Source organism: Flagellimonas crocea (genome assembly GCF_033441595.1).
In the GTDB taxonomy this organism is placed as follows: Bacteria; Bacteroidota; Bacteroidia; order Flavobacteriales; family Flavobacteriaceae; genus Flagellimonas; species Flagellimonas crocea.
Genome location: NZ_JAUZVX010000004.1, coordinates 519,038 through 543,131, shown reverse-complemented (window position 1 = coordinate 543,131; position 24,094 = coordinate 519,038). Strand labels below are relative to the sequence as shown.

The 24,094-nt window shown below is 42.7% G+C and carries 21 protein-coding genes; 11 read left to right on the top strand and 10 right to left on the bottom strand.

What is annotated here, in order from left to right; translation table 11 throughout:
* The first annotated feature begins 39 nt into the window (after positions 1–39).
* The 3 genes from eno (at position 40) to SD449_RS15740 (ending at position 4,396) form a co-directional block, all read left to right on the top strand.
* Entirely contained in the window at positions 40–1,332 is a 1,293-nt protein-coding gene (eno, locus tag SD449_RS15750; protein WP_318311886.1) for a phosphopyruvate hydratase, read from the top strand.
* A gap of 120 nt (positions 1,333–1,452) precedes the next feature.
* Positions 1,453–2,991, top strand: a complete 1,539-nt coding sequence (locus SD449_RS15745; protein ID WP_318311884.1) for a glycogen synthase — start codon at positions 1,453–1,455, stop codon at positions 2,989–2,991.
* A 121-nt stretch (positions 2,992–3,112) separates the two neighbouring features.
* Positions 3,113–4,396 (top strand): citrate synthase, encoded by a 1,284-nt coding sequence (locus SD449_RS15740; protein ID WP_318311882.1) that lies wholly within the window; start codon positions 3,113–3,115, stop codon positions 4,394–4,396.
* 68 nt (positions 4,397–4,464) lie between these two features.
* Here SD449_RS15740 and SD449_RS15735 read toward each other — a convergent pair whose 3' ends face one another.
* Entirely contained in the window at positions 4,465–4,935 is a 471-nt protein-coding gene (locus SD449_RS15735) for a hypothetical protein (protein ID WP_318311881.1), read from the bottom strand.
* A gap of 282 nt (positions 4,936–5,217) precedes the next feature.
* Between SD449_RS15735 and SD449_RS15730 the strand changes: the two genes are divergently transcribed.
* From SD449_RS15730 to SD449_RS15720, 3 genes are all read left to right on the top strand, one after another.
* The gene (locus SD449_RS15730) at positions 5,218–6,132 is read left to right on the top strand and encodes a dimethylarginine dimethylaminohydrolase family protein (RefSeq protein ID WP_318311880.1); all 915 of its coding nucleotides are present in this window, start codon (positions 5,218–5,220) and stop codon (positions 6,130–6,132) included.
* A gap of 80 nt (positions 6,133–6,212) precedes the next feature.
* On the top strand, positions 6,213–7,118 hold the full coding sequence (gene ctlX, locus SD449_RS15725; protein WP_404828071.1) for a citrulline utilization hydrolase CtlX: 906 nt from the start codon (positions 6,213–6,215) through the stop codon (positions 7,116–7,118).
* A gap of 775 nt (positions 7,119–7,893) precedes the next feature.
* The gene (locus SD449_RS15720; protein WP_318311879.1) at positions 7,894–9,087 is read left to right on the top strand and encodes a hypothetical protein; all 1,194 of its coding nucleotides are present in this window, start codon (positions 7,894–7,896) and stop codon (positions 9,085–9,087) included.
* Between the two features lie 17 nt (positions 9,088–9,104).
* Here the strand turns inward: SD449_RS15720 and SD449_RS15715 are convergent, their stop codons facing one another.
* Entirely contained in the window at positions 9,105–9,299 is a 195-nt protein-coding gene (locus SD449_RS15715; RefSeq protein ID WP_318311878.1) for a hypothetical protein, read from the bottom strand.
* Between the two features lie 69 nt (positions 9,300–9,368).
* Here SD449_RS15715 and SD449_RS15710 point away from each other — a divergent pair, with 69 nt between their 5' ends.
* Positions 9,369–9,614 carry a helix-turn-helix domain-containing protein gene (locus tag SD449_RS15710; protein WP_318311877.1) on the top strand — a complete coding sequence of 82 codons (246 nt, stop codon included), beginning with the start codon at positions 9,369–9,371 and terminating at the stop codon, positions 9,612–9,614.
* 14 nt (positions 9,615–9,628) lie between these two features.
* Here SD449_RS15710 and SD449_RS15705 read toward each other — a convergent pair whose 3' ends face one another.
* From SD449_RS15705 to SD449_RS15695, 3 genes are all read right to left on the bottom strand, one after another.
* Positions 9,629–11,143 (bottom strand): carboxypeptidase-like regulatory domain-containing protein, encoded by a 1,515-nt coding sequence (locus SD449_RS15705; RefSeq protein ID WP_318311876.1) that lies wholly within the window; start codon positions 11,141–11,143, stop codon positions 9,629–9,631.
* A gap of 262 nt (positions 11,144–11,405) precedes the next feature.
* Positions 11,406–12,827 (bottom strand): SDR family oxidoreductase, encoded by a 1,422-nt coding sequence (locus SD449_RS15700; protein WP_318311875.1) that lies wholly within the window; start codon positions 12,825–12,827, stop codon positions 11,406–11,408.
* Positions 12,824–13,249 carry a hypothetical protein gene (locus SD449_RS15695; RefSeq protein WP_318311873.1) on the bottom strand — a complete coding sequence of 142 codons (426 nt, stop codon included), beginning with the start codon at positions 13,247–13,249 and terminating at the stop codon, positions 12,824–12,826. Before SD449_RS15695 ends, SD449_RS15700 begins: the two co-directional genes overlap by 4 nt.
* 95 nt (positions 13,250–13,344) lie before the next feature.
* On the opposite strand from SD449_RS15695, the gene argS reads away from it, so the two are divergent.
* Entirely contained in the window at positions 13,345–15,123 is a 1,779-nt protein-coding gene (argS, locus tag SD449_RS15690; RefSeq protein ID WP_318311871.1) for an arginine--tRNA ligase, read from the top strand.
* Positions 15,124–15,159: 36 nt separating this feature from the next.
* On the opposite strand, the gene SD449_RS15685 is transcribed toward argS, so the two are convergent.
* The 4 genes from SD449_RS15685 to SD449_RS15670 all read right to left on the bottom strand — a co-directional run bounded on the left by SD449_RS15685 (position 15,160) and on the right by SD449_RS15670 (position 19,653).
* Positions 15,160–15,528, bottom strand: coding sequence for an endonuclease domain-containing protein (locus SD449_RS15685; RefSeq protein WP_318311870.1), 369 nt, complete (start codon positions 15,526–15,528; stop codon positions 15,160–15,162).
* Between the two features lie 89 nt (positions 15,529–15,617).
* A complete protein-coding gene (locus SD449_RS15680) occupies positions 15,618–18,185 on the bottom strand; it encodes a TonB-dependent receptor (protein WP_318311868.1) in 2,568 nt (855 codons plus the stop codon).
* Positions 18,163–19,077, bottom strand: a complete 915-nt coding sequence (locus SD449_RS15675) for a FecR family protein (protein ID WP_318311867.1) — start codon at positions 19,075–19,077, stop codon at positions 18,163–18,165. Before SD449_RS15675 ends, SD449_RS15680 begins: the two co-directional genes overlap by 23 nt.
* Before the next feature lie 75 nt (positions 19,078–19,152).
* A complete protein-coding gene (locus tag SD449_RS15670) occupies positions 19,153–19,653 on the bottom strand; it encodes an RNA polymerase sigma factor (protein WP_318311866.1) in 501 nt (166 codons plus the stop codon).
* Positions 19,654–19,766: 113 nt separating this feature from the next.
* On the opposite strand from SD449_RS15670, the gene SD449_RS15665 reads away from it, so the two are divergent.
* From SD449_RS15665 to folD, 3 genes are all read left to right on the top strand, one after another.
* The gene (locus SD449_RS15665) at positions 19,767–21,530 is read left to right on the top strand and encodes a hypothetical protein (protein ID WP_318311865.1); all 1,764 of its coding nucleotides are present in this window, start codon (positions 19,767–19,769) and stop codon (positions 21,528–21,530) included.
* Between the two features lie 107 nt (positions 21,531–21,637).
* A complete protein-coding gene (gene ffh / locus SD449_RS15660) occupies positions 21,638–22,966 on the top strand; it encodes a signal recognition particle protein (RefSeq protein ID WP_318311864.1) in 1,329 nt (442 codons plus the stop codon).
* Positions 22,967–23,005: 39 nt separating this feature from the next.
* Entirely contained in the window at positions 23,006–23,884 is an 879-nt protein-coding gene (folD, locus tag SD449_RS15655; RefSeq protein WP_318311862.1) for a bifunctional methylenetetrahydrofolate dehydrogenase/methenyltetrahydrofolate cyclohydrolase FolD, read from the top strand.
* Here folD and SD449_RS15650 read toward each other — a convergent pair.
* Positions 23,881–24,033: a hypothetical protein gene (locus tag SD449_RS15650; RefSeq protein ID WP_318311861.1), complete on the bottom strand. Its 153-nt coding sequence runs from the start codon at positions 24,031–24,033 to the stop codon at positions 23,881–23,883. The genes folD and SD449_RS15650 overlap by 4 nt on opposite strands.
* Positions 24,034–24,094: the final 61 nt, after the last annotated feature.

The window sequence follows — 24,094 nt, the reverse complement described above, 5'->3', positions numbered from 1 at the left end:
TTTAGCCCAATAATCACAACTATAAAACATTGAATTAAAATGAGCATCATTATCAACATTCATGCAAGACAGATATTGGATTCCCGAGGGAACCCCACAGTAGAAGTAGATGTAACAACCGAAAATGGAATTATGGGAAGGGCAGCAGTACCTTCCGGAGCCTCTACTGGAGAGCATGAAGCCGTTGAGTTACGCGATGGTGGCGATTCCTTTATGGGTAAAGGTGTCGGTAAAGCCGTGAACAACGTAAATACCATTATTGCAGAGGAATTGATCGGGACTTCTGTTTTTGAGCAGAATTATATCGACCAGACGATGATTGAATTGGACGGTACCCCGAACAAATCAAAATTGGGAGCCAATGCCATCTTGGGAGTATCCTTGGCAGTGGCCAAAGCCGCGGCCAATGAGTTGGGCATGCCATTGTACCGCTACGTAGGTGGTGTAAGCGCCAATACCCTTCCAGTTCCAATGATGAACATTATAAACGGAGGTTCGCACTCCGATGCCCCTATTGCATTCCAAGAGTTTATGGTAATGCCCGTTAAGGCAAAAGATTTTAGCCACGCCATGCAAATGGGAACGGAAATCTTCCATAACCTTAAAAAAGTATTGCACGATCGCGGTCTAAGTACTGCTGTAGGTGACGAAGGTGGATTCGCCCCAACTTTGGAAGGTGGTACCGAAGATGCATTGGACACTATAGCAAAGGCCGTTGCGAAGGCAGGATACAAATTGGGTGATGATGTAATGATAGCTTTGGATTGTGCGTCCGCAGAATTTTATGTTGACGGAGCATACGACTATACCAAGTTTGAAGGTAGCAAGGGAGTGGTAAGAACTTCTGAAGAGCAGGCACAATATTTGGCAGACCTTTGTGGTAAATATCCGATTATCTCTATAGAAGACGGTATGGATGAGAACGATTGGGAAGGCTGGAAGCTACTTACTGAGAAAATTGGTGATAAGGTACAATTGGTAGGTGATGACTTGTTCGTGACCAACGTGGAGCGTTTGTCCCGTGGTATCGAAAACGGTATTGCCAATTCCATCTTGATCAAAGTAAATCAAATTGGAACATTGACAGAAACGATCGCAGCCGTAAACATGGCGAAGAACGCAGGTTACACATCCGTAATGTCCCACAGATCTGGTGAGACCGAGGACAACACCATCGCCGATTTGGCCGTTGCATTGAACACAGGTCAGATCAAGACAGGTTCCGCTTCCCGTAGCGACCGTATGGCCAAGTACAACCAATTGTTGAGAATTGAGGAAGAGTTGGGCGCAATTGCCTACTATCCGCAAGAAAAAGCATTTAAAGTTAAATAAGCATAATAATAATTTTGCATACAAAAAGCCTTTCTCTCATGGGAAAGGCTTTTTTTTGTTTCAATAATAAAGTTTGGTTATCTTAAAGGTTCACTAAACTACCTTCAATATTTTTCCCTCATGAATAACTTTCTTTTTGTAGCCGCTGAAAATGATGCCCTGGAAAACTGTAAGGCAGGCGGTATGGGCGATGTGGTCCGTGATGTGCCAAGGCAGATATCCGAACGGGGCGATAAAGTGCACGTCGTGGTGCCCGCATATTCCAGGCTTCACCATGGGGGACTGCCCAGGACCATATTGAACTACACATTGCGCGGTATGAGCTACACCGCCGAACTGTACGAGGTGAAACCTAAAAAGGAATTTCCGAATATCTTCCATTATGTGCTGCACCATCCGGAAATAGAAGCGGGGGATATTGCGCATATTTATCATAACGATCCCGAGGAACCCTTCTTTACCGACGCCATCAAGTATTTTATATTTTGTACCGCCGTGGCCGAGGCCATCAAACAAGGTGCATTTGGTGACGTGAATTTGGTCCACCTGCACGATTGGCATTCCAGTTTGTTGTTGTTCTTGAGAGAATACCATCCCGACTACACTAACCTGAAGGATATCAGGATCGTATATAGCATCCATAATTTGGCCATACAGGGCATAAGGCCGTTTGATGGAAACTATTCTTCCGTAAAACATTGGTTTCCCAACGTTCCTTTGAACTATCAGAAGTTGATGGATTACAGATATCAGGACTGTATCAACCTAATGGCAGTGGGAATACGTTTTGCCGACGCTGTGCATACCGTTTCCCCATCATATAAAGAGGATGTATTGCTGCCCAGTTCGCCACCGGAATTTATTGGAGGGGAAGGACTGGAAAAGGACTTACAGGAGGCCGACCAAGAAGGCCGGTTGTTCGGTATTTTGAACGGTTGCAATTACAAAAATGTCAATAAAGAAAAAAAGGGCAACATTTACAGGAACACCGTAAAGGCACTTTTTAGATGGCTACAGGAAGAGTCCAAGAAGTACAAGGCCGATTTTTTGGCCCATACCGGGGAGAAAATCATGGAATTTGTGGATGAAAGGCCCAAGTTCATCGCATCCAGTGTGGCACGGTTAACAGAACAAAAGTTTTACTTTTTTATGCGTTCGCCCGAGGCATTCGTAGAAATTCTGAAACGTTTGGAGAAAGTGGACGGGATTTTTATGCTATTGGGTACCGGAGCTCCCGAATACGAGGAGCTGTTCCGAAAGTTGAGCTATGAGCACAAGAACTTTATCTTCACCAATGGTCAATCCGAAAAACTTATCGATTCCATGTACCTGGAATCCGATCTTTACTTTATGCCAAGCCTATTTGAACCCTGCGGAATAAGCCAGATGTTGGCCATGAGAAATGGGAATCCCTGCTTGGTCCACCATACCGGGGGGCTAAAGGATACCGTTCACCACATGAAGACCGGATTTGCGTTCGACGGGGACAGTTATGACGAAAAAATAAAAAACATGTTGGAAGCCTTGGACATAGCCTTGGATGTGTTTGAAAATGACAAGCCAACATGGAAAAAAATACAGGCGGCAGCAAAGAAAAAAAGGTTTACTTGGGAGAAGTCCGTGGACGAATACTACCAGTTGCTCTACAAACTGGACTAAGCGCTGTTTACGATTAATATTTTATTGTTAATAACGACACAAATACTTGTTGGAAATTGTTAATGGCTGTGCTTTTTCGTAATTTTCGCATTCTATTTTTACTAATCTATTAAAACATAAAATGTCGGATAAAGCTATACTCGAATATGGGGGAGAAAGATATGAATTCCCTGTGATCAAAGGTACTGAAGATGAATTGGCCATAGATATTAAAACCTTGAGGGCCGAAACAGGAATGGTGACAATAGATCCCGGTTACAAGAATACGGGGTCCTGTGAAAGTGCCATTACATTCCTCGACGGAGAGAAAGGAATTTTGAGGTATCGTGGGTATTCCATTGAAGACTTAGCCGAAAAAGCCGACTTTTTGGAAGTAGCCTATCTTTTGATTTTTGGCGAACTGCCCAACAAGGAGCAGCTGGAAAAATTCCATAACGACATTAAGGAAGAGTCCCAAGTAGATGAGGAAATGAAGAAAATCCTTGATGGTTTTCCAAAGTCCGCACACCCGATGGGAGTACTTTCATCATTGACCAGCGCCTTGGTAGCGTTCAATCCATCCTGTGTGGATGTTTCTTCCGAATCGGCAATGTACAATTCCATCGTACGGATTTTGGCGAAGTTCCCCGTTTTGGTGGCTTGGACCATGCGCAAGAAAAAGGGACTGCCCTTGGATTATGGTGACGACACCCTTGGCTATGTAGAGAACATCCATAAAATGATGTTCAAGAGACCAAACCAAGAATACAAGAGAGATCGTATTGCCATAGATGCCCTTGATAAATTGTTGATTTTGCATGCGGACCACGAGCAAAACTGTTCTACCTCTACGGTGAGGATCGTAGGATCTTCACATGCTGGACTTTTTGCATCACTTTCCGCTGGAATCTCCGCACTTTGGGGTCCATTGCACGGAGGCGCCAACCAAGCCGTTTTGGAAATGTTGGAAGCCATAGAGGCAGATGGCGGCGATACCAAAAAATATATGGCCAAAGCTAAGGACAAGGACGATCCGTTCAGGTTGATGGGCTTTGGGCACAGAGTGTACAAAAACTTTGACCCAAGGGCAAAGATCATTAAAAAGTCTGCAGATGAAGTATTGGGCAACCTTGGAATAGATGATCCAATTTTGGACATCGCCAAAGGTTTGGAAAAAGAAGCTCTGGAAGACAGCTATTTTGTGGACAGAAAACTATACCCGAACGTGGATTTCTATTCAGGCATCATTTATCGGGCATTGGGAATACCCACAGAAATGTTCACTGTAATGTTCGCATTGGGAAGATTGCCCGGATGGATTGCACAGTGGAGGGAAATGAGACTTAGAAAAGAACCGATAGGAAGGCCAAGACAGGTATATATCGGCGAAAACCTTAGATCATTTGTACCTTTGGAAAAACGATAAGGTCGCGATTGACCATAAAAATAAAAGGGGGCAAAATGCCCCCTTTTATTTTTTGATAGCACAGAGGCTCAAAGCCTCGTGATGGTATTGTTTTGATTCAAATACCGGTCCCTATCGTAGCAAATTCGCATAATTTCGCCTTGGTAATGTTTTTGGATATCGGAAATGCTGTCCTCAGCCACAATGTTTTTGGCTTTTTGAAAAGCTTGATGGATAAAGTTGTGCGCATCCACGGTACTCAGATTTTTAACCGTAGAATCAAGCGAATGCCCATATTTTTTAACGGATTCATTCACCTTCAATATATCCCAGTGAGAATCTTGATTGGTAATCTCGTGCGTGTACAAAAGATAACCATCAGGAAAATCATTTTCGGTGATACAGTCATGATATTTGACCGGTTGAACGGAATTCCCCTGCACTGTAGGATTCGATTTGGAAATGAAGTTGAACTCTTCAATAGTATCGAAAGCTTTTATGCTTCCTAGAACAACACATACCGTTGCGAACAAAATCAATGTAAAGACAAATTTTTTCATATGTAGGAAAAATCTTAGGACAAATGTACTAATTAAAACAAAACGATCAACAAAAAAAATCAAGGATTTACTTCAAGTACTCTATTTCAATCGTTTGAAATGCAAAAGGTTATAAAAAATAGATAAATCACGATGATTCCATGGATATTCTTATTTTGAAAACATTTTTTCCCTGATTTATAGATGGGAAATAGGTGGTAAAATATTAGATTTGCCTCATAAATTCTAGGGATTTTCCCTATGGTTTTCATTGGTTATTTTTGACCTACAATAACCCCGAGTATGATTGAATTGAATATTGTTGATGAGACCAGTACGCTTAAGGCCGTGATTTTGGGAACTGCCCAAAGCAGTGGCCCTGTGCCCACGATTCAAGATGCTTATGATCCTAAGTCCATGGAGCACATAAAGGCCGGGACCTACCCCAAAGAGGCGGACATGATCAAGGAGATGGAGGCCTTTGCCAAGGTTTTCGACAAATATGGTGTAGAGGTTTACCGCCCGGAGGTCCTTCAAGATTGCAACCAGATATTCGCACGGGACATCGCCTTTGTAATTGAGGACAAATTGTTCCACGCCAATATTCTGCCCGACCGGGAACGGGAATTTTTGGCCATTCAGCATGTTTTGGACAAGATTGCCCCGGAAAAGATAATACGACCGCCCCACGAAGTCCATATTGAAGGGGGCGATGTAATGCCATGGAACGATCACATTTTTATCGGGACCTACACGGCACCTGATTATGCCAGTTACATTACCGCCAGGACCAATCGGCAGGCCGTGGAATATATTCGCGATATGTTCCCGAACAAAACCGTAAAGTCCTTCGAACTTAGAAAATCCAACACCGACGCCAAGGAAAATGCGCTGCATTTGGATTGCTGTTTCCAGCCTGTAGGGAGGGACAAGGCCATTTTGCACAAAAATGGATTCTTGGTGGAAGAGGAATACCGGTATTTAGTGGACTTTTTTGGGCCCGAAAATATTTTTGAGATAGACAAAGAGGAAATGTACCAAATGTTCAGCAACGTATTTTCCATATCGCCCAGCGTGGTGGTATCGGAAAAGCGCTTTACCCGCTTGAACAATTGGTTAAGGGACCATGGATTTACCGTAGAGGAGATCCCCTATTCCGAAATTGCCAAACAAGAGGGCCTGCTGCGGTGCAGCACCATGCCCTTGATAAGAGGATAAGTTTTTAACCCCGTCCCCTGCTGCCACAGGTGCAACAAACAATCAAAATATTGAAAGAACAGATTACCAACACCATATTAATGGTGCGTCCAGTAAATTTTAGGATGAACGAACAGACTGCGGTCAACAACTATTTTCAGGAAGACCCAGATCTAAAAAATGCCGAGATCAATAAAAAGGCACAACAGGAGTTCGATGAATTTGTAAAAGTGCTCCGCGAGCATGGTGTCCAAGTGATTACCATTAGCGACACCATGGAACGGGACACCCCCGATTCCATTTTTCCGAACAATTGGATATCCTTTCACGATAACGGCACTGTTGGCGTATACCCCATGTTCGCCGAAAACCGCAGAAAGGAACGCAGGGAAGATGTTTTGGAGCTCTTGGAGGATTACGGTTTTTCCATCAGTAACGTTATGGACTACACCTCTGCCGAAGATGAGGGCATGTTCCTGGAGGGAACGGGCAGTATTTTATTGGATAGGGTGAATCAAAAGGCGTATTGTGCCCTTTCCGAGCGGGCCCACGAAGACCTGTTTATTGAGTTTTGTGAGGATTTTGACTGCTTTCCGGTAATCTTCCACGCCAACCAAACTGTGGATGGCAAGCGTTTGCCCATATACCACACCAATGTGATGATGGCGATGGCGGAGACCTTTGTTGTTATCTGCTTGGATGCCATTGATGATAAAAAGGAACGGAAAAGTGTGGTGGAACACATCAAAATGGATGGCCGTGAGGTGATCAGGATCAGCGAGGAACAGATGTACCACTTTGCTGGGAACATGTTGCAGGTAATAGGGGCGAACGAACAGCGCTATATGGTGATGAGCACACAGGCCTATAACAGTCTCTCAAAAGAACAGGTTGCGGCCATAGAAAAGCATTGTGCCATTATTCACAGTCCTTTGGATACCATTGAGACCTGCGGAGGAGGCAGTGCCCGTTGTATGATGGCCGAAGTGTTTTTGCCGAAGGCGTAGGACTCCAATGTCATTTCGAACCGAATCCCGATGGCTATCGGGAGAGTGTGAGAAATCTAAGAATTGAGAGATTTCTCAATCGCTGCTCTGCATCTCATTTCGAAATGACTACTTGCTGGCCTTGTCATCTTAAGCTGCTATCCTGAGCGGAGTCGAAGGGGGGTAGGAACAGTCAAGAATTCTTTATTTTTTATTGGCTTGCCTGTCGCAGGCAGGAATTGCATGAATCTTTCCGAAGTAGCTTTTTTTTGTCATTTCGAACCGACGGCAGGGAGTGTGAGAAATCTAAGAATTGAGAGATTTCTCAATCGCTGCTCTGCATCTCATGTCGAAATGACGCCCCGCCATTCTGAGCGGAGTCGAAGGAGGGTAGGAACAGTCAAGAATTCTTTATTTAGCTTGCTTGTTGTAGGCTGGAACTCCATGAATTTTATCGAAGTAGCTTTTTTTGTCATTTCGAACCGAATCCCGATGGCTATAGGGAGAATGTGAGAAATCTAAGAATTGAGAGATTTCTCAATCGATGCTTTGCATCTCATGTCGAAATGACGCCCACGTCATGCTGTCCCGATAACTCCCGATAGCTATCGGGACGGGATTGTTTTTAGCATTCCATCAAACCATTGATATTCTGTACTTTAGTTCCACTTTGCTCAGCAAGTACACACCATACAACAGGTTTTTCTGCCTATTATGGAAAAGCGTAAGTAATTTCTAACAAAAAAAGTATATTAGTTTTCATAACACAATATTCTATTTTAATCATCAGATAAGCATGTCATACGAATCAATTGTATACAGGATATTGATTGCATCTCCATCAGATGTCCAAGAAGAAAGAGAAGTGGTGTCAAGAATTATTCAGGATTGGAATGATTTAAATTCATTTAATAAAAAAATAGTCTTACTTCCTGTAAGATGGGAAACACATTCTTCTCCTGCATATGGTGTGCGTCCTCAGGAGGCAATCAATAGTCAACTAGTGGATGATTGTGATTTACTAATTGGCTTTTTTTGGACTAAACTTGGAACGCCGACAGGAGTTGAACTTGGAGGAACTATTGAAGAAATAAAAAGAGTTTCTAAGGCAGGTAAACCAGTAATGTTATATTTCTCTAAAAGGGGAAAAGATCCTTCACAGATTAATCTTAAACAGTTAGAAGCATTAAATCAATTTAAAGATGAAGTGTATAGTACTGCTTTGGTTGAAAATTTTAACTCGATTGTTGATTTTAGGGATAAGCTATCCCGGCAATTAGAAATGAAAATAAGGGAGCTTCAAGAGAAGAAAGATATTGGAGAGGAATTAATTAAATTTTCATTTATTGATAAAAAGTCTGGGAAACTACTGAATGATAAACTTGAACTTGATATTGAGAGAATTAAAATCGATATAAAGAAGGAAACAGAGTTGTTAAAAAAGGCTCAGAATAAATCATTGCTTAGACGAAGTTTACATAAATTTCTTGACAGAAGGAATAATATGCCTATTGTCCTTGGTATTAAAAATAATGGTAAGAGAATATTTGGTAATGTAAATATTGTTTTGAAGATGAAGGCATCCAAAGCAGATGTCTTGAATCTAGAAAACCTTAATTCATATGAGAGTATGTCCATACCATATTATCAAATTGAATACTTAATGAGGGAGGAAAATCAAAATGAGATTAGAAAGCTTTTTGATAATAACTATGTTCAAACATCAGGTACGACTTGGGAGTTTAATATAAAACCATTTACATTGCTCCCAGATAAAATTAAAGTTTTGGATAACCTGATGTTTTTGTTCCCAAAAGATTCTATAACACTCGAATTTACTATTACGATGTTTTCAGATAATATTTTACAACCCATTGAGAGTTCATGTGAATTGAAATTTAACTTTAAAGAGCGGGACATCACTCAAAAAGAAATTGAAGAGGTCATCGAAAAATCAATTGAAGAAGAAGATGATGATTTACCATTTTAATAAAATTATTTAACCTATTAAAAGTTGCCTGACCTCAACCCCACCACAATCCCCCTAAGCGCAGCGACCACTTCGTGTATCTCTTTACGGTCAAATGTGTCTTCTTCCAAATAAAACAGCATTTCCAGCGCCAAATCCAACACTTTGGCCAATTCTTCAGGAGAACCGTACCAGTCTTCAATCCAATTTGTTAAAACCTCACTATGCTCCATATCAAACCAAAACTTGCCATATATGGCATTTATACCCGTAAATATAAGCCTTTTCTTGACTTGTCAAATATGGCAAGTATGGAAAGGACGGAAGTTTTAAAGAAAATCGGGGAAAATGTCAAAAAAGCAAGGCTGGAAAAAGGCTATACCCAAGTAGATTTAGTGGGCAAAATTGAAGCTCAAATTGATACAACGAATATTTCAAGAATAGAGAAGGGTAGAACAAATGCCACGATTCATACCTTGTACCGCATAAGCCAAGCTTTGGAAGTCCCTTTATCACAAATTTGTAGTTTGGAAACTCAGAACTCTTAACCCAAAACTCATAACTAATCTTCCTCCTCGGCCGTAAATCCGCGAATGGCCTGGTTGGGCTCCATAATGGTATAGCCTTTCCAGAATTCGGGGTCGTACCGTGGCATATAGGTGGCCCTAACGGTTTTGTCCTCTTTAAAGGACTTGAACTCGTTTTCGGCAATTTCGTTTTGGTTGAATACCACCAACTCCCATTTGGAGGTAATGTTCATCTGGAAGTCAATGTTTAGCTTCAATTCGTTCTGCTTGCGGCGGCCTTTTACGTGTTTGTTCTTTTCCACCACCTTTAACGGTCTGTCCACCCCAAAGAACTTGCCATCGGCCAATTCCATAAACTGGAGGTCGTACTTGCCATTGGGCAGTTTGGCAAACCGCATGGTGCCCTTGTACACGGTTTCGCGATAGGTAATGCCCAATAATCTGAAATTTCTGAGGCGTTGGGTGTTGGTAAAGTCCAATCGCATTACGGCAAAATCCTCAATGTTGATGTAGAGGCGTCCCTTAAAATCGGCGCTGCTTCGCTTGGGCCAAAAATCTACCACATATACCCCGGCATCGCCAATATCGGAATAGCCGGCCAGTTTAAACTCGTACTTCCGGTTTTTGTCCACGAGGTCCAGTTTGGTATCCTCCTTATAGTACAATTGGCCAAGCATTTCCTTGAACTGCCAGCGCTGGCTGTCCGTGAGGCCCGAAACGCTGTCTTTTTTTACCTGTGCCTTCAATTTTTTGGCCTGTTCCATGCGTTCATCGTCCATGGTGTCCAAAATGGAGTCCACTTGTATTTTTTCACTGAAAATCCCTGATTTTATTTTGAGATAGGAGCCGGGTTTTACATTTGCTTTGAAAATATCCTCCATGTGCTCCGCCAATTCTTCAAAGGAACTCACGTCCCGCTTGTCGTAAAGGTCCGCCGCCTTGATGATATTGAGCTTATAGTCCGTATTGTTTTTGTATAGGTCGCCAAAACTCTCGGTATAGTGGGATGCGTTTTTGGGAATGGAATTGGAAATGCTGTCCATGAGTTCCTTGTTCAGTTCCTTGATGGTGGATTCCTCAAATCCAAAATCCACTTTTTGCATATGGGCCAGTTCGGCCTTCCTTAGAAAAAAACGTTGTTTTACCGGAGCTTTGTTCACATTGTTGGGAATGTTTTCTATCATTTTATCGATGATGTCGTCCACATCCAGCTCTTTGTCGAACACATAGACCCCGCTCAGTTCAATGGCTTTCGCATTTAGGGTAACCAAACTGTCCTGCATCTGCTGCAGCGTGAAGCCTTTTTTCCCGTAGCCCATGGAAGTCACGTAGATGGAATCGGGCGGGGTGGTGCCTTCTTCCAGCACAAAACTGAACAATCCTTCCTCGTTGGATATCACTCCCTGGTACTCTCCATACTGTATGGTGGCGTAGGGAATCCCTTTTTTGGTCTCGGCATCCACCAATCGGGAGCTGATGGTCTGGGCGAACATGGAAAATCCCGTAATGCAAGCAAGGCAGGTAATAAAAAAGGTTCTTCTTTTTAACATGGGTTTCTATAAGGTTATATTAGCAAGACACCTTTTTTAGCGATGAGGTTGCCTGTTGTTTAGACGAATTTTTGGGAGTTTTGTGACAAAGTGCGAAGAAAAACGGAATACCCGCTACGGGTTAATAGTATTTTAACAGCTGAGGAGTTAGCGGGAATGTCATTTCGAGCGCAGTCGAGAAATCTTATGCCAAAAAATGATGACCAACAAATGAAAACATCTCGACTGCGCTCGATGTGACAGAGGTTTTTACTTTGAGTATTTACACTTTTGCAATATTCCGGATCATGTTCCCAAAAATAAAGAGGTGGAACGGCAGCACGGAGTACCAGTACAATCTTCCCAATAATCCTTTGGGACGAAAGGTTGCGGTCTGGTACAGCACCCCATCCTTGATCTTAAATTCCAACCAAGCTTCCCCGGGGGTTTTCATTTCGGCAAAGAGCAATAAACGTTTACTCTTCTTGTCGGCCAATAACACCCGCCAAAAGTCCAGTGCATCCCCGGGAAAAATTTTATAGGGATGGGTACGCCCGCGGCGCAGTCCCGGTCCGCCCACTACCTTGTCCATAAATCCGCGGAATTTCCATAGCCAATTCCCGTAGTACCATCCGGTTTCGCCCCCAATACGCCATACATTCTCCAAAACGGCGTCCTCATCTTTTATGGAAATGGATTTTTTGTCCTGTAAAACACCGTATTTGGGAACTTGGATATAATTTTCCAGATCTTCCTTGATCTGTCCACTGGCAATACTGTCCTTCCAACTGCTGATCACCAGATTTTGCTCAATTTTCTTGAATGCCATATCAATGGCTTCTTCGTAGGTGCGAGTTTCTATGCCCAACATTTCTTGCAGGCGATTGTCTTGGGCAATGACTTCCATCTTCATGCTATCCACAAGGTTCATGGCCAATTTATAAGATGTGGATGTTACAAAATAGAGCCAGTAGGAAGATAGTTTTGGGGTCATCACGGGAACGGTGAAAATCCAGTTTTTAAAGCCCCGCACCTTGGCATAGCCGTGGAGCATGTCCTTATAGGTAAGCACATCGGGCCCACCGATATCAAAAGATTGGTCGTAGGTTTCTTCGTTGCCGAGCACTTCGGTAAGGAACTGGATCACATCGCGTATGGCAATGGGCTGTGTTTTGGTGAGCACCCATTTTGGGGTAATCATTACAGGAAGCTTTTCGCAGAGGTCTCGAATAATCTCAAAGGAGGAGCTTCCCGAACCTACAATGATTCCCGCCCGAAGCACGGTAAGGTCAAAAGGTCCTTTGTACAGTATGTCCTCTACATTTTTTCGGGAACTGAGGTGTTTGGATAGTTCCTTGTCGTTTACAATGCCGCTGAGGTAGATGACCTGTTTGCATTGCGTGCCTTCCAAAATGGTATTGAAGTTTTTTGCGGCCTGCGCTTCTTTTTCATCAAAATCCGTCACCGACGAGGTCATGGAATGGATAAGGTAGTAGGCGGCATCGATGTCATTCGGGATTTTTTGGTTTTCAGGATTTTCCAAAAAGTCAATTTCCACAATATCTATTTGGGAACGGGTCTTTGAATCCACGGACAATCTTTTTTCGTCCCTGACCGCACAGACCACATTGTGGCCCATTTCCAAAAGTCTGGGCAACAAACGCATTCCAATGTATCCGTTGGCACCGGTAAGCAATATTTTCATAGGTCTTCAATGTTGGTGGGCAGGTTGTCCGCTCGGTGATCGAGCAATTTTTTAAAGAATTTTTGAATGGCCTTGGTATCCGCCCGTACCTTGATGAAATACTGGTCCATATAAATGGAATAAATGGCGATATCCCCTTTGTACACATTCAATTTATAATAGGGGATGATCAGGCCGTAGGTCTCCAAACGGGCCCTGAACCTAACAATGATCCCGTTGGGCCGTATTTCAATATTGCAGGCGTTGGTGCTATTGTCGAGAATCAACAGGTTGTATATGTCCACACTGGCCTCGGTGATGAGCAATTTTGGGGAGCCAATGCCTCCCATGGCCCATCGTTCTTTCAATGGCATGGGTTTGCCAACAGCTTCATCAATTTTTTTGGAAATATTTTTGTCAGAGTAGGATACGTTCAACAGCATGCTTAAAATTAATCAAATTACGGCGGACCAATCGGGATTAAGTGCGGGAAAAGGCCAAAAAATACGTAGTTTTGCGCCCTGAAAAGCCTTTTTAGATGAGTTTGCAGAACGATTTGACCCAGAATGTGATCGAAGCAGTAAAACAACTGTACCAAGTTGACCTGCCTACCGTGGAATTTCAACCGACCCGAAAGGATTTTGAAGGTGACATTACGGTTGTGGTCTTTCCCATGTTGCGCCATGTAAAGGGAAATCCTGTGCAGATCGGGACCAAGATAGGGGAGTATCTGGTGGAGCATATGGATGCGGTGTCCAAATGTAACGTGGTACAAGGCTTTTTGAACATTGTTATCGAGGACAGCTATTACCTGAACTTCTTCAACAACATTTTGGATGAAACGGATTTTGGCTACGTAAAATCCGCGTCCGATGATGCGGTAATGGTGGAATATTCTTCGCCCAATACTAACAAACCCTTGCACTTGGGCCATATCCGAAACAATCTTTTGGGCTATTCCGTGGCCGAGATTTTGAAAGCTTCGGGCAAAAAGGTGTACAAAACGCAGATCATCAACGATCGGGGCATCCATATTTGCAAAAGTATGTTGGCCTGGCAGAAGTTTGGCGAGGGTGAAACCCCAGAATCTTCTGGTTTAAAGGGAGATCATTTGGTGGGGAAATACTACGTGGCTTTTGATAAGGCATACAAAGAGCAGATTGCTGAATTGACCGAGGCGGGAACCCCGAAGGAAAAAGCAGAGAAAGAGGCGCCAATTTTATTGGAGGCCCAAGAAATGCTCCGTAAGTGGGAGGCCGGTGATGATGAGGTGGTGGCACTTTGGAAAAAAATGAACGGTTGGGTGTACGAGGGTTTTGATATCACCTATAAAAACTTGGGCGTTGACTTTGATACACTTTACTACGAGAGTGATACCTATTTGTTGGGTCGTGATGTGGTTAAGGATGGATTGGAGCGTGGTGTTTTCTTTAAAAAAGAGGATGGCAGTGTTTGGATAGACCTGACCGATGAAGGCTTGGATGAGAAAATCGTACTCCGTTCCGATGGAACAGCAGTGTATATGACCCAGGATATTGGTACGGCTATTCAAAGGGTGACCGACCATCCGGATATCAACGGAATGGTGTACACGGTAGGCAATGAGCAGGATTACCATTTTAAGGTCTTGTTCCTCATTTTAAAAAAATTGGGCTATTCGTGGGCGGAGCAATTATACCACCTAAGCTATGGCATGGTGGACCTGCCCAGCGGCAAAATGAAGAGTAGGGAAGGTACCGTTGTGGATGCGGACGACCTGATACAAAATATGGAAGATACCGCGGCTTCCATTTCCCAAGAATTGGGCAAGTTGGACGGGTACTCCGAGGAAGAGAAAAAACAATTGTACCGAACCATAGGTCTGGGGGCCCTTAAATATTACATTTTAAAAGTAGACCCTAAGAAGCGTATCCTGTTCAATCCTGAAGAATCGGTGGATTTTCAAGGTAACACAGGGCCGTTTGTTCAGTATACCTATGCTAGGATTCAATCTATTTTGCGCAAGGCGGACAATGTTGGGTCGAGTGCAGTCGAGACCTCTTTGGACTTGCACGAGAAGGAAAAGGAGTTATTGAAGCAAATTCAATTGTTCCCAGAAACGGTTCAGTTGGCCGCGGAAAACTTTAGTCCTGCATTGATTGCCAATTATACGTATGACCTGGTAAAGGAGTTCAATTCCTTTTACCAGCAGGTATCCATTTTAGGGGAAACCGATGGGCAGAAGAAAAACTTTAGGGTGCAGTTGTCCCAAAAAGTGGGTGAGGTGATACAATCAGCTTTTAAATTACTGGGTATTGATGTTCCGGAAAGGATGTAGGAACCCTCTCAGTCTCCCTTTTTAAAAGGGAGAAGCCTATGGGTTTTGTTTAAAATGTTCAGTAATTTCCGATAATACGGATTCTAGGTTTTCAAACACCATTTTATTCTCAAACCGTATTACAGTATAACCTAGTTCATTTATAACCTGAGTGCGCTTTGCGTCGTATTCTTGGGCATTGGATGTATTGTGAATGGCTCCATCCAATTCAATCACCAATTTTTCTGAAGCACAATAGAAATCAACAATGTAGTTTTTGATGCTATGCTGACGGTTGAAACGTCTACCTTGTAGTTTTTTGGCTTTGAGGTAACGCCATAAAAAAGCTTCGGCGGGGGTTAGGTTCTTTCGTAACTTTTTTCTGTAGTTTTCTAATTCTTTGCGGTTATGGGTTCTTTTTTTCATCAATCTCTATATAAAAGCTCCCCTCTTGGAAAAAGAGGGGTGATTCAGGCTACTGAATCGGGGAGATTGATTCTATAAATCTACAAAATTTAAAAACTCACCCTAAAACTTACATTGGGCGTGAGGCCCAGCGAAAAGTTCTCGACCGTTTCAATTTCGTCATCCTCGTTGACCCTGTAATATTTATTGAGCGTGTTTTTTCGATTTGTAAAATTAAGAATGGAAAGCCCGGCATTCGCTCGAACATTGTTTCCCAGCCAAAAATCGTAGATGGCCGAGGCATCTGCCCTAAAATATTCAGGCAACCTGCTATTGTTCGGGGATTGGTAATTGATTCTAGGAGGGTTGTAGTCTTCATCCAGGCCTTCCTCTCCTGCTATGGGCTCGGTAAAAGGTTTTCCGGTACGGTAGTTAAGTCCAACGCTCAACTTTAGCTTCTTGTAGGTATAGGTACTCGCAAATGTTATTGTGTGCCTAATGTCCAAATTGTTCGGGAAGGATTGTGGCACAATGGAATCAAAAGTGTAATCATTTTTATTGTAGGCGTAGCTCAACCATGTGCTGTAATTGTCACCTTTTTTGTTGATGAGAAATTCAATTCCCTTAACATCGTAACTTCCTATTTCGCCGGAGAACTGGTATGGGTTTTGGAATCCTTGGGTACTGGTACTTATGCCATCTACATTTTTGTAAAAAGCTTCAATGCCCACATAAAAACTTCGTTTCTCGTAATTAAGCCCAACGGAGCCCTGTTTGCTCGTAGTGACAGGAAGAGAACTGTCGTTGGAGAGAATCCATCGGCGTTTTTCAATGCCCAAAAAGTTTTGTTCCAGATCTATGATCTGGTTGGTAGTCTGGCTTTTGAATTCGCCCAGCACTTCGGCCCTGATATAATTGGCCAGCTTAACGTTAAGGTTGATCCTGGGTTCGATCAAAAGCTTTTTGAAGGTGTCCAGGTTTTCCACAAAGTTAAAGCGGGCACCAATTTTTCCAATGAATTTGTTCTCAAAAGAACTATACCCAAATTCTGTGTATGGGGCATGGATTCGAGCAACGTCTATTACTTTGCTGAAGAAGTCAGGTTGATTGATTTCGGTAAAGTTTTTTATTCCCGTTTCAATATATTGATACCCATTGTCCCAACTCAAATTATCGTTGAAAACGTAATTGGTGTTCAATTTTAGCGCGTTTTCGGTGACTTGGTTGTTTTGGAACAATTGCTGGACTTGGTTCGCAAAAACGTTTTGGGCATCCAGGTTGTATCTGGAGTAGTATATGTTAAGATGAGAAGAGAACTTATCCGTCCAACGGCTCTGTAATTGCCCGCCCACGGAAATATTGTCCTGCTTAAGCAAACTGATGTTGGTCTCGTCCGTTGAAAGATTGGTTTCCTCGAATCTCAAATTATTTTTGATGTGGATACCGCTCAATCGTATTTTGTGATTTTCGTTGAGGTCATAAAGAATCTTTCCTGAAAAATCATAAAAGAAAAAATCCTCGTCCCGGAAAAACTCGTCTTCTACCGTACTATTGTTTTGAAGGGTTATTTCGCTATCCTGAAATGCCCTATTGATAAATTGTTTATAGGTGGGTGTGCTCAAAAAATCCGTGGCTGAGCGTCTTGCGGAAAATTGAATGCCCAGATTGTTGGTTACCGGAATTTCGCCATAAACATCGCCGCTGATCAGGTTGAACCCACCGCCACCTTTGAAGGTTTCTGGAATGTAGTTGCCCGTTTCCATTTGAATGACACTGCTCACGCCGTCCCCAAAATTTGAAGGTGTGCCATTTTTGTAAATGGTCACTTTATCTGTTTGATAGGGGTTAAAAGCGGATATCAACCCAAAAAAATGCCCTGACTGGTACATTTTAATGCCGTTCCAAAGAATCAGGTTTTGGTCGTTGGTGCCCCCACGGACATTGATATCCGATACGGTTTCATCAATACTTTTGATTCCGGGTAGCGCCTGAACGGTCTGTAGTATGTCCGGCTCTATCAACCCGGGCAGGATTCCAAACTCTGCGGTATTCAGGGTGATGCTGGCGTCTTTTTCCTTTATGATTCCAGAGGTAAGGTATTTGTACACAAACACCTCTTCCAATTCTTCATAATGTTGGGCCAGAAGAATTCTTGCGCATCCCTTTTGCTGTAAAAGCGATTCGATTTTTACATATTTGGTGATAAAACCCAAGTATCGGATTTTAAGGGATGCTTCGCGCGGTACATTATCCATGGAAAATGTACCATCGGTGTCCGTAATAATGGCAGTATCAGTTCCCAATACCTCTACCGTTGCCCCAATTACGGTATTCTCGGCAAAATTATCCAGCACAACTCCGCAGATGGATACGTTGCTTTTTTTAGAGAGCGTATAGTACCGATCGTTCAATTTTTGGGTTTCTATACGCAAGACGGTCTCAATGTATCCTAAAATTTGCTCTAAGGTGGTCAGGTTTTGGGGTACATCAACAGTAATTCCTTTCAAATCTTCATCGATATATGAAAATTTGACATCAAACTGGTTTTCCAAAGATTTTATGTAGGGCACAAGGCCAATAGGGGATTCTTGTTTTTCTTGTGCATAGGCGTTACCGAGCACGAAAAATAAAAACCCAAGGACGATGCCTAAATGTTTATTGAGGTGTGTTCCCAGCATAAAAAAGTACATTGTCTCCGTCTATTCTATAACGTGTTTTGGAGGGGGTACTTATACTTTTTAACGCCATTTCTAAGTCAGTGTTGTTAAAAGAACCTGTAAATAACAGATTTGTATCTATATTTTTGGTGGCTACCTTAATATTGAACTGTCTTTCAAGTTCTGCAAAAACATATTTTAAAGGAATGCTTGCAAAGCTACTTTCGTTGTTCATCCAAGAGGGCAGGTTGCCATTTGGTGTTCCTGTTGGAACAATTTCACCATTGATGACCAAGAAAGTATTTCCCGCCGGTAGTTTTATGGAGTCGTTGTTATAGGTTACGCTCACCAGACCTTCGTAGCAGGTGACTTCAAAAAAGCCTTTCCTGTTTTCCACATTAAATTGTGTTCCCAAAACGGCCACAGTTCCTTGATCCGTGGAAACCGTGAATTTTTCTCCTTTGGCCACCTTAAAAAAGGCCTCACCTTTTAAATCGATGTTTCTTTTATTTTCCCAGTTCTTTTCGCTGTAGGATATTTTGGAATCTGCATTCAAAAAGATTTCTGAATTATCCGGGAGCACGACCTCGGAACGTTCTGCAAACTCCGTGGTCACTTTTTCGTTGAGCGTGTTTATATAAAAGTATGAACCGGCAAGAAGAACGGCGATTACGGCAGCCAACCTAAGGAATTTCTTGAAAGGATTCAAGGAAATCACCTTTGGTGCATTTTGGATATGCTCGTTTTTTAAACGCTGCAACGCTTGATCGGCATCAAATTCAGGAGCCACCAATTTACCGGAAGCCTCTTTGAGCTTTTGGTAGGAAGCATACTCTTCGGAACTTTTAAATTCCCGAAGTTCTTCCTCTGAAAGCTCGCCGCTCAGCCATTTTGCCAAATAATTTTCTTGCATGGGTTCTATGCTTTACGTTCTTTAAACAACTTCATTTTTAAATACCCTACCTAAAAATCAAAATAAATTTGAATTTTATATTCCTTCAATATGTTCCCGTAAACTTTTGAGGGCCAAATGCATCCGTTTTTCAATGGCTTTTACGCTTACCCCTTCCATTTCGGCAATTTCGGCGTATTTTTTTCCATCGATCCTGTTGAGCAAAAAAGTGGTCCTTTGATTGTCGGGAAGTGCATTGAGCGCATTGTCCAATTTTTCCTTGTATTCCTTTTCCTCCATCAAAAATTCGGGAGACTCGTTGGTCCTATCCTTTACAAGGCTGTCGGCATGCTTTAACCTTACCTTTTCGGCCTTTATCACATTCAAATAAAGGTTGTTGGCTACCGTGTATACGTAGGACTTTGCTTTATCGGGAGTTACTTTGGCACAGTTCTGCCAGAGTTTTACAAAAGCTTCCTGTACCGCATCATGAGCCTTTTCCTCGTTTCCGAATTTGTAATAAATATAATTAAAGACCGTTTTGGAATGGCTTTTAAAGACTTCGCTGAAAATATGGTCTTCGCATACGTTGCTCATGAATGGGAGTTTGTTTAATAGGTCAAATATATTTGAAAAATTTCAAGGTAAAGTAGGGTTTTTTTTGAGAAGGTTGTTTTAAGGTTGAATTATAACCCCAAAATTCAATTGTTATGAAAAAGTTGATTGACAACATGTTGCGCGCAGCAATCGTTGTGCTTGTTTTAGGTGTGTCATCCTGCCAAGAAGAATACGAAGAGATCGGTGGCGGTAATGAGGAACAGACCATATCTGCCAATTCCAACACCGCCGTATTAATCCAGAAAACATCTTCGAATGATGGCTCGTATGACAATATAGTCGATGGAGCCAGTTGTTTTGCGGTTCAGTTTCCTTATACCGTAAATGTCAACGGAGTGGAAGTAACCATTGATTCCAAAAGCGATTTGGAAGTGATAGAAGAAATTTTTGATGAGTTTGATGATGATGATAACGTCTTGGACATTGTTTTTCCAATTACTATTACCCTTTCCGATTTTAGCGAAATAACCATCGAAAACCAAGATGAACTTCAGTTGATGGCACGTGAATGTCTAGAAGGAGGGGGAGATGACGATATTGAATGTATCGATTTTGTATATCCGATTACACTGTTCACATTCGATCTTCAAAATCAATTGTCAGGAGAGGCGCAAGTTGAGAGCGACAAGGATATGCGGATATTTTTTGCTGAACTTGAAGAAAATCAACTTATAAGCGTTCAATTTCCGATTACCTTAAAAAAGTACGATGGTACCGAAGTCCTTATTGAAAGCAATGAAGCACTTGCAGCAGCATTGGAAATGGCCAAAAACGAATGCGACGAGGACGATGATAACAATTACAATGACGATGATTTTTCAAAAGAAGGCCTGGACGAACTTTTGACATCCTGCCCCTTGGAAGTGAGACAGGTGATTCGCGAAGAACTTGACAATACCACCCAATACTTTGAAAGATTGCTCACCTTCTCCGATGATGGCACCGTCGTAATGTCCAACTACACTACCGCAGATGTTACCGGTACATGGAGTACTGAAATGACAGATAGTGGTGTAATGTTGAGCTTGGAATTTGAAACCCTGATTGACTTTAATTTACAATGGCATGTATATCAATTGGAAGAAGGAGTAATCAAACTGTATGAAGATAACGGCAACAAGGTCGTCCTCAAAAAACGATGTGACATTGTACCAGAAGATGGACTTGACCCAGAAGGGCTTCTTGCCAGGTTGCAAGAATGTACTTGGGTGATTCAGAAAGTGAAGAACCAAGGCGAGGAAATCGATAGGCTTTTAGGATATGAACTCCAGTTTGGGGCCGAAGGCGCGGTTACCTTGAGCAACGGAGTAGATGTTATGGCCGGTACTTGGGAAATTGGTTACAACAGCATAATGATACTTTCCGTATCCATAAATATAGAGACAGAAGCGGGTATTACGTTTGAGTGGCCCATCAATGATCTAAAGGATTCACGCATCAAATTTTTATGGGAACCAGACGGTTACGAAATGGTGTTGAACAAAGTATGTCCCGATGTTACCGATGGCGATGTGACCGAAATAACAAATATAGCATTGTCCGGTCCGTGGAACGTGGCTTTGTACAAAGAAGGAGCAGCGGAAACCACCGCTTCCTATGCCGGAATGGATTTTGATTTTATGTCCATGCACCAAATTGAAGTCTCCACAAGTGTAGATTCCATTATCAATGGTCTCTGGAGGGTGCTTAGGGATTCCGAGGAAGGTCTTAAGTTCTACATCAACTTTGATACGATGGACGAGCTTGCGGAATTGACCGAAGACTGGAAGGTAGTATCCATTACCTCTACAAGAATCGAGCTCACCGATGAAAGTGGCGATGGTACCCTAAAAACATTGGTATTCGAGAAACCATAATAATTTTCCCCAATCTTTTTTTCCAAAAGAAGGACGGCTCACCCCAAAGCCGTCCTTTTTCTTTTATATTATTCTTAAATTTGTCCCTCCTTTAAAACAAAGAACATATGTTCGATAATTTAAGTGAAAAGTTAGATAAGGCACTTCACGTCCTCAAAGGACATGGTCAGATTACGGAAATCAATGTAGCGGAGACCCTGAAAGAAGTTCGACGAGCCTTGTTGGATGCCGATGTAAACTTTAAGATAGCCAAGGAATTTACCAATACCGTCAAAGAAAAGGCATTGGGCCAGAACGTGTTGACTACGCTTCAACCAGGCCAATTGATGGTGAAATTGGTAAAGGACGAACTCACCGAACTTATGGGTGGCGATGCCGAGGGTATCGACCTCTCCGGTAATCCCTCTGTGATTTTAATGTCCGGTCTGCAAGGTTCTGGTAAAACCACATTTTCAGGTAAACTTGCCAATTACCTCAAAAACAAAAAAACAAAAAAGCCACTTTTGGTAGCTTGTGACGTGTACCGTCCAGCGGCAATCGACCAGTTACATGTGGTTGGTGAGCAAATAGGGGTAGAGGTCTATTCCGATCGCGATAACAACGACCCTGTTGCCATCGCCAAGGCAGGTATTGCCCATGCCAAAAGCACAGGATGCAACGTGGTGATCATCGATACCGCAGGTCGTTTGGCCGTGGATCAACAGATGATGACGGAAATCTCCAACATCCACAAGGCAATAGAACCACAGGAAACATTGTTTGTCGTGGATTCCATGACAGGTCAGGATGCCGTAAATACGGCCAAAGCCTTCAACGATGTCCTTAATTTTGACGGGGTAATCCTTACCAAGCTCGATGGTGATACCCGTGGCGGTGCCGCCATTTCCATCAAATCCGTAGTGGATAAGCCCATCAAGTTTATTGGTACCGGTGAAAAAATGGAAGCAATCGATGTCTTCCACCCATCCCGTATGGCCGACCGTATCCTTGGAATGGGTGACGTGGTTTCCTTGGTGGAGCGCGCACAGGAACAATTTGATGAAGAAGAGGCGAGAAAAATCCAAAAGAAAATCGCCAAGAACAAATTTGGGTTTGACGATTTCTTGAGCCAAATACAGCAGATCAAGAAAATGGGGAACATGAAAGATCTAATGGGGATGATTCCCGGAGCTGGAAAAGCCCTCAAGGGATTGGATATTGATGACGATGCATTCAAACATATCGAGGCCATCATCCATTCCATGACACCCGATGAAAGATCTACACCGGCCAAATTGAACGCCAGTCGCAAAAAGCGTATAGCTGCAGGTAGCGGAACCTCCATTCAAGAAGTCAACCAATTATTGAAGCAGTTCGATCAAATGAGCAAAATGATGAAGATGATGCAGGGCGGAGGCGGCAAAAAGATGATGCAGATGATGCAGAACATGAGATAACTTTAGTCAGTATTCAGTAGTAAAACCCACACGATCCATATGGAAATCCTTGACGGAAAAAAAATATCCAATCAAATAAAAGAAGAAATCACCGTTGAGGTGGCACAAATGAAAGAAAGGGGCGAAAAAGTACCCCATTTGGCAGCTGTTTTGGTTGGTAACGATGGTGCCAGTCTCACCTACGTGGGGAGCAAGGTACGTTCCTGCAAAAAAATCGGTTTCGAATCTACATTGATTCATCTTCCCGAAGAAACCACTGAGGAAGAACTTCTGAAACAAGTGGAGGAACTGAACAAGGACACCAATATCGACGGATATATTGTGCAGCTTCCCTTGCCCAAACATATTGATGAAGAAAAAGTATTGATGGCCGTGGACCCGGACAAGGACGTAGATGGATTTCATCCCACCAACTTTGGCAAAATGGCCTTGCATATGGAAACCTTCATATCAGCTACTCCCTTTGGAATTATGGAGTTGTTGAAACGGTACAATGTGGACACTGATGGAAAACATACCGTAGTGATCGGGAGGAGCCATATTGTAGGGCGCCCCATAAGTATTTTGATGAGCCAGAAAGGAAAACCAGGGAATTCTACGGTAACTCTCGCCCATAGTAGAACCAAAAACCTGAAAGAATTGACGCTTCAGGCCGATATTGTGATATCCGCGTTGGGAGTTCCAAAATTTTTAAAGGCCGACATGGTCAAGGAAGGAGTCACTATCATCGATGTTGGAATTACCCGTGTACCCGATGAATCACTTGAAAAGGGGTATTACATTACAGGGGATGTGGATTTCGAAAATGTCAGCAAAAAGGCGGCCTACATTACACCCGTACCGGGAGGAGTAGGCCCTATGACCATAGCTATGCTACTAAAGAATACGCTTTTGGCCAGAGAGCGTCACAATGCTTAATTTACATTTTCCTGTTCCACCTGCAATCCCGTAGGTTGCTCCTCCTCAGGGTTAAGGAACTCCAATTCGGTATCGCTTTCATCATTTGTGCAGCTTGATACTGCCATGGCGGAAAAGATAAGGGTGACCAATAGTAAAATTGTTTTCATAACCGTTTGATTTGGGTTCGGATCAATCGTTAATCCTTGCATTTATAACGATTTACCATCA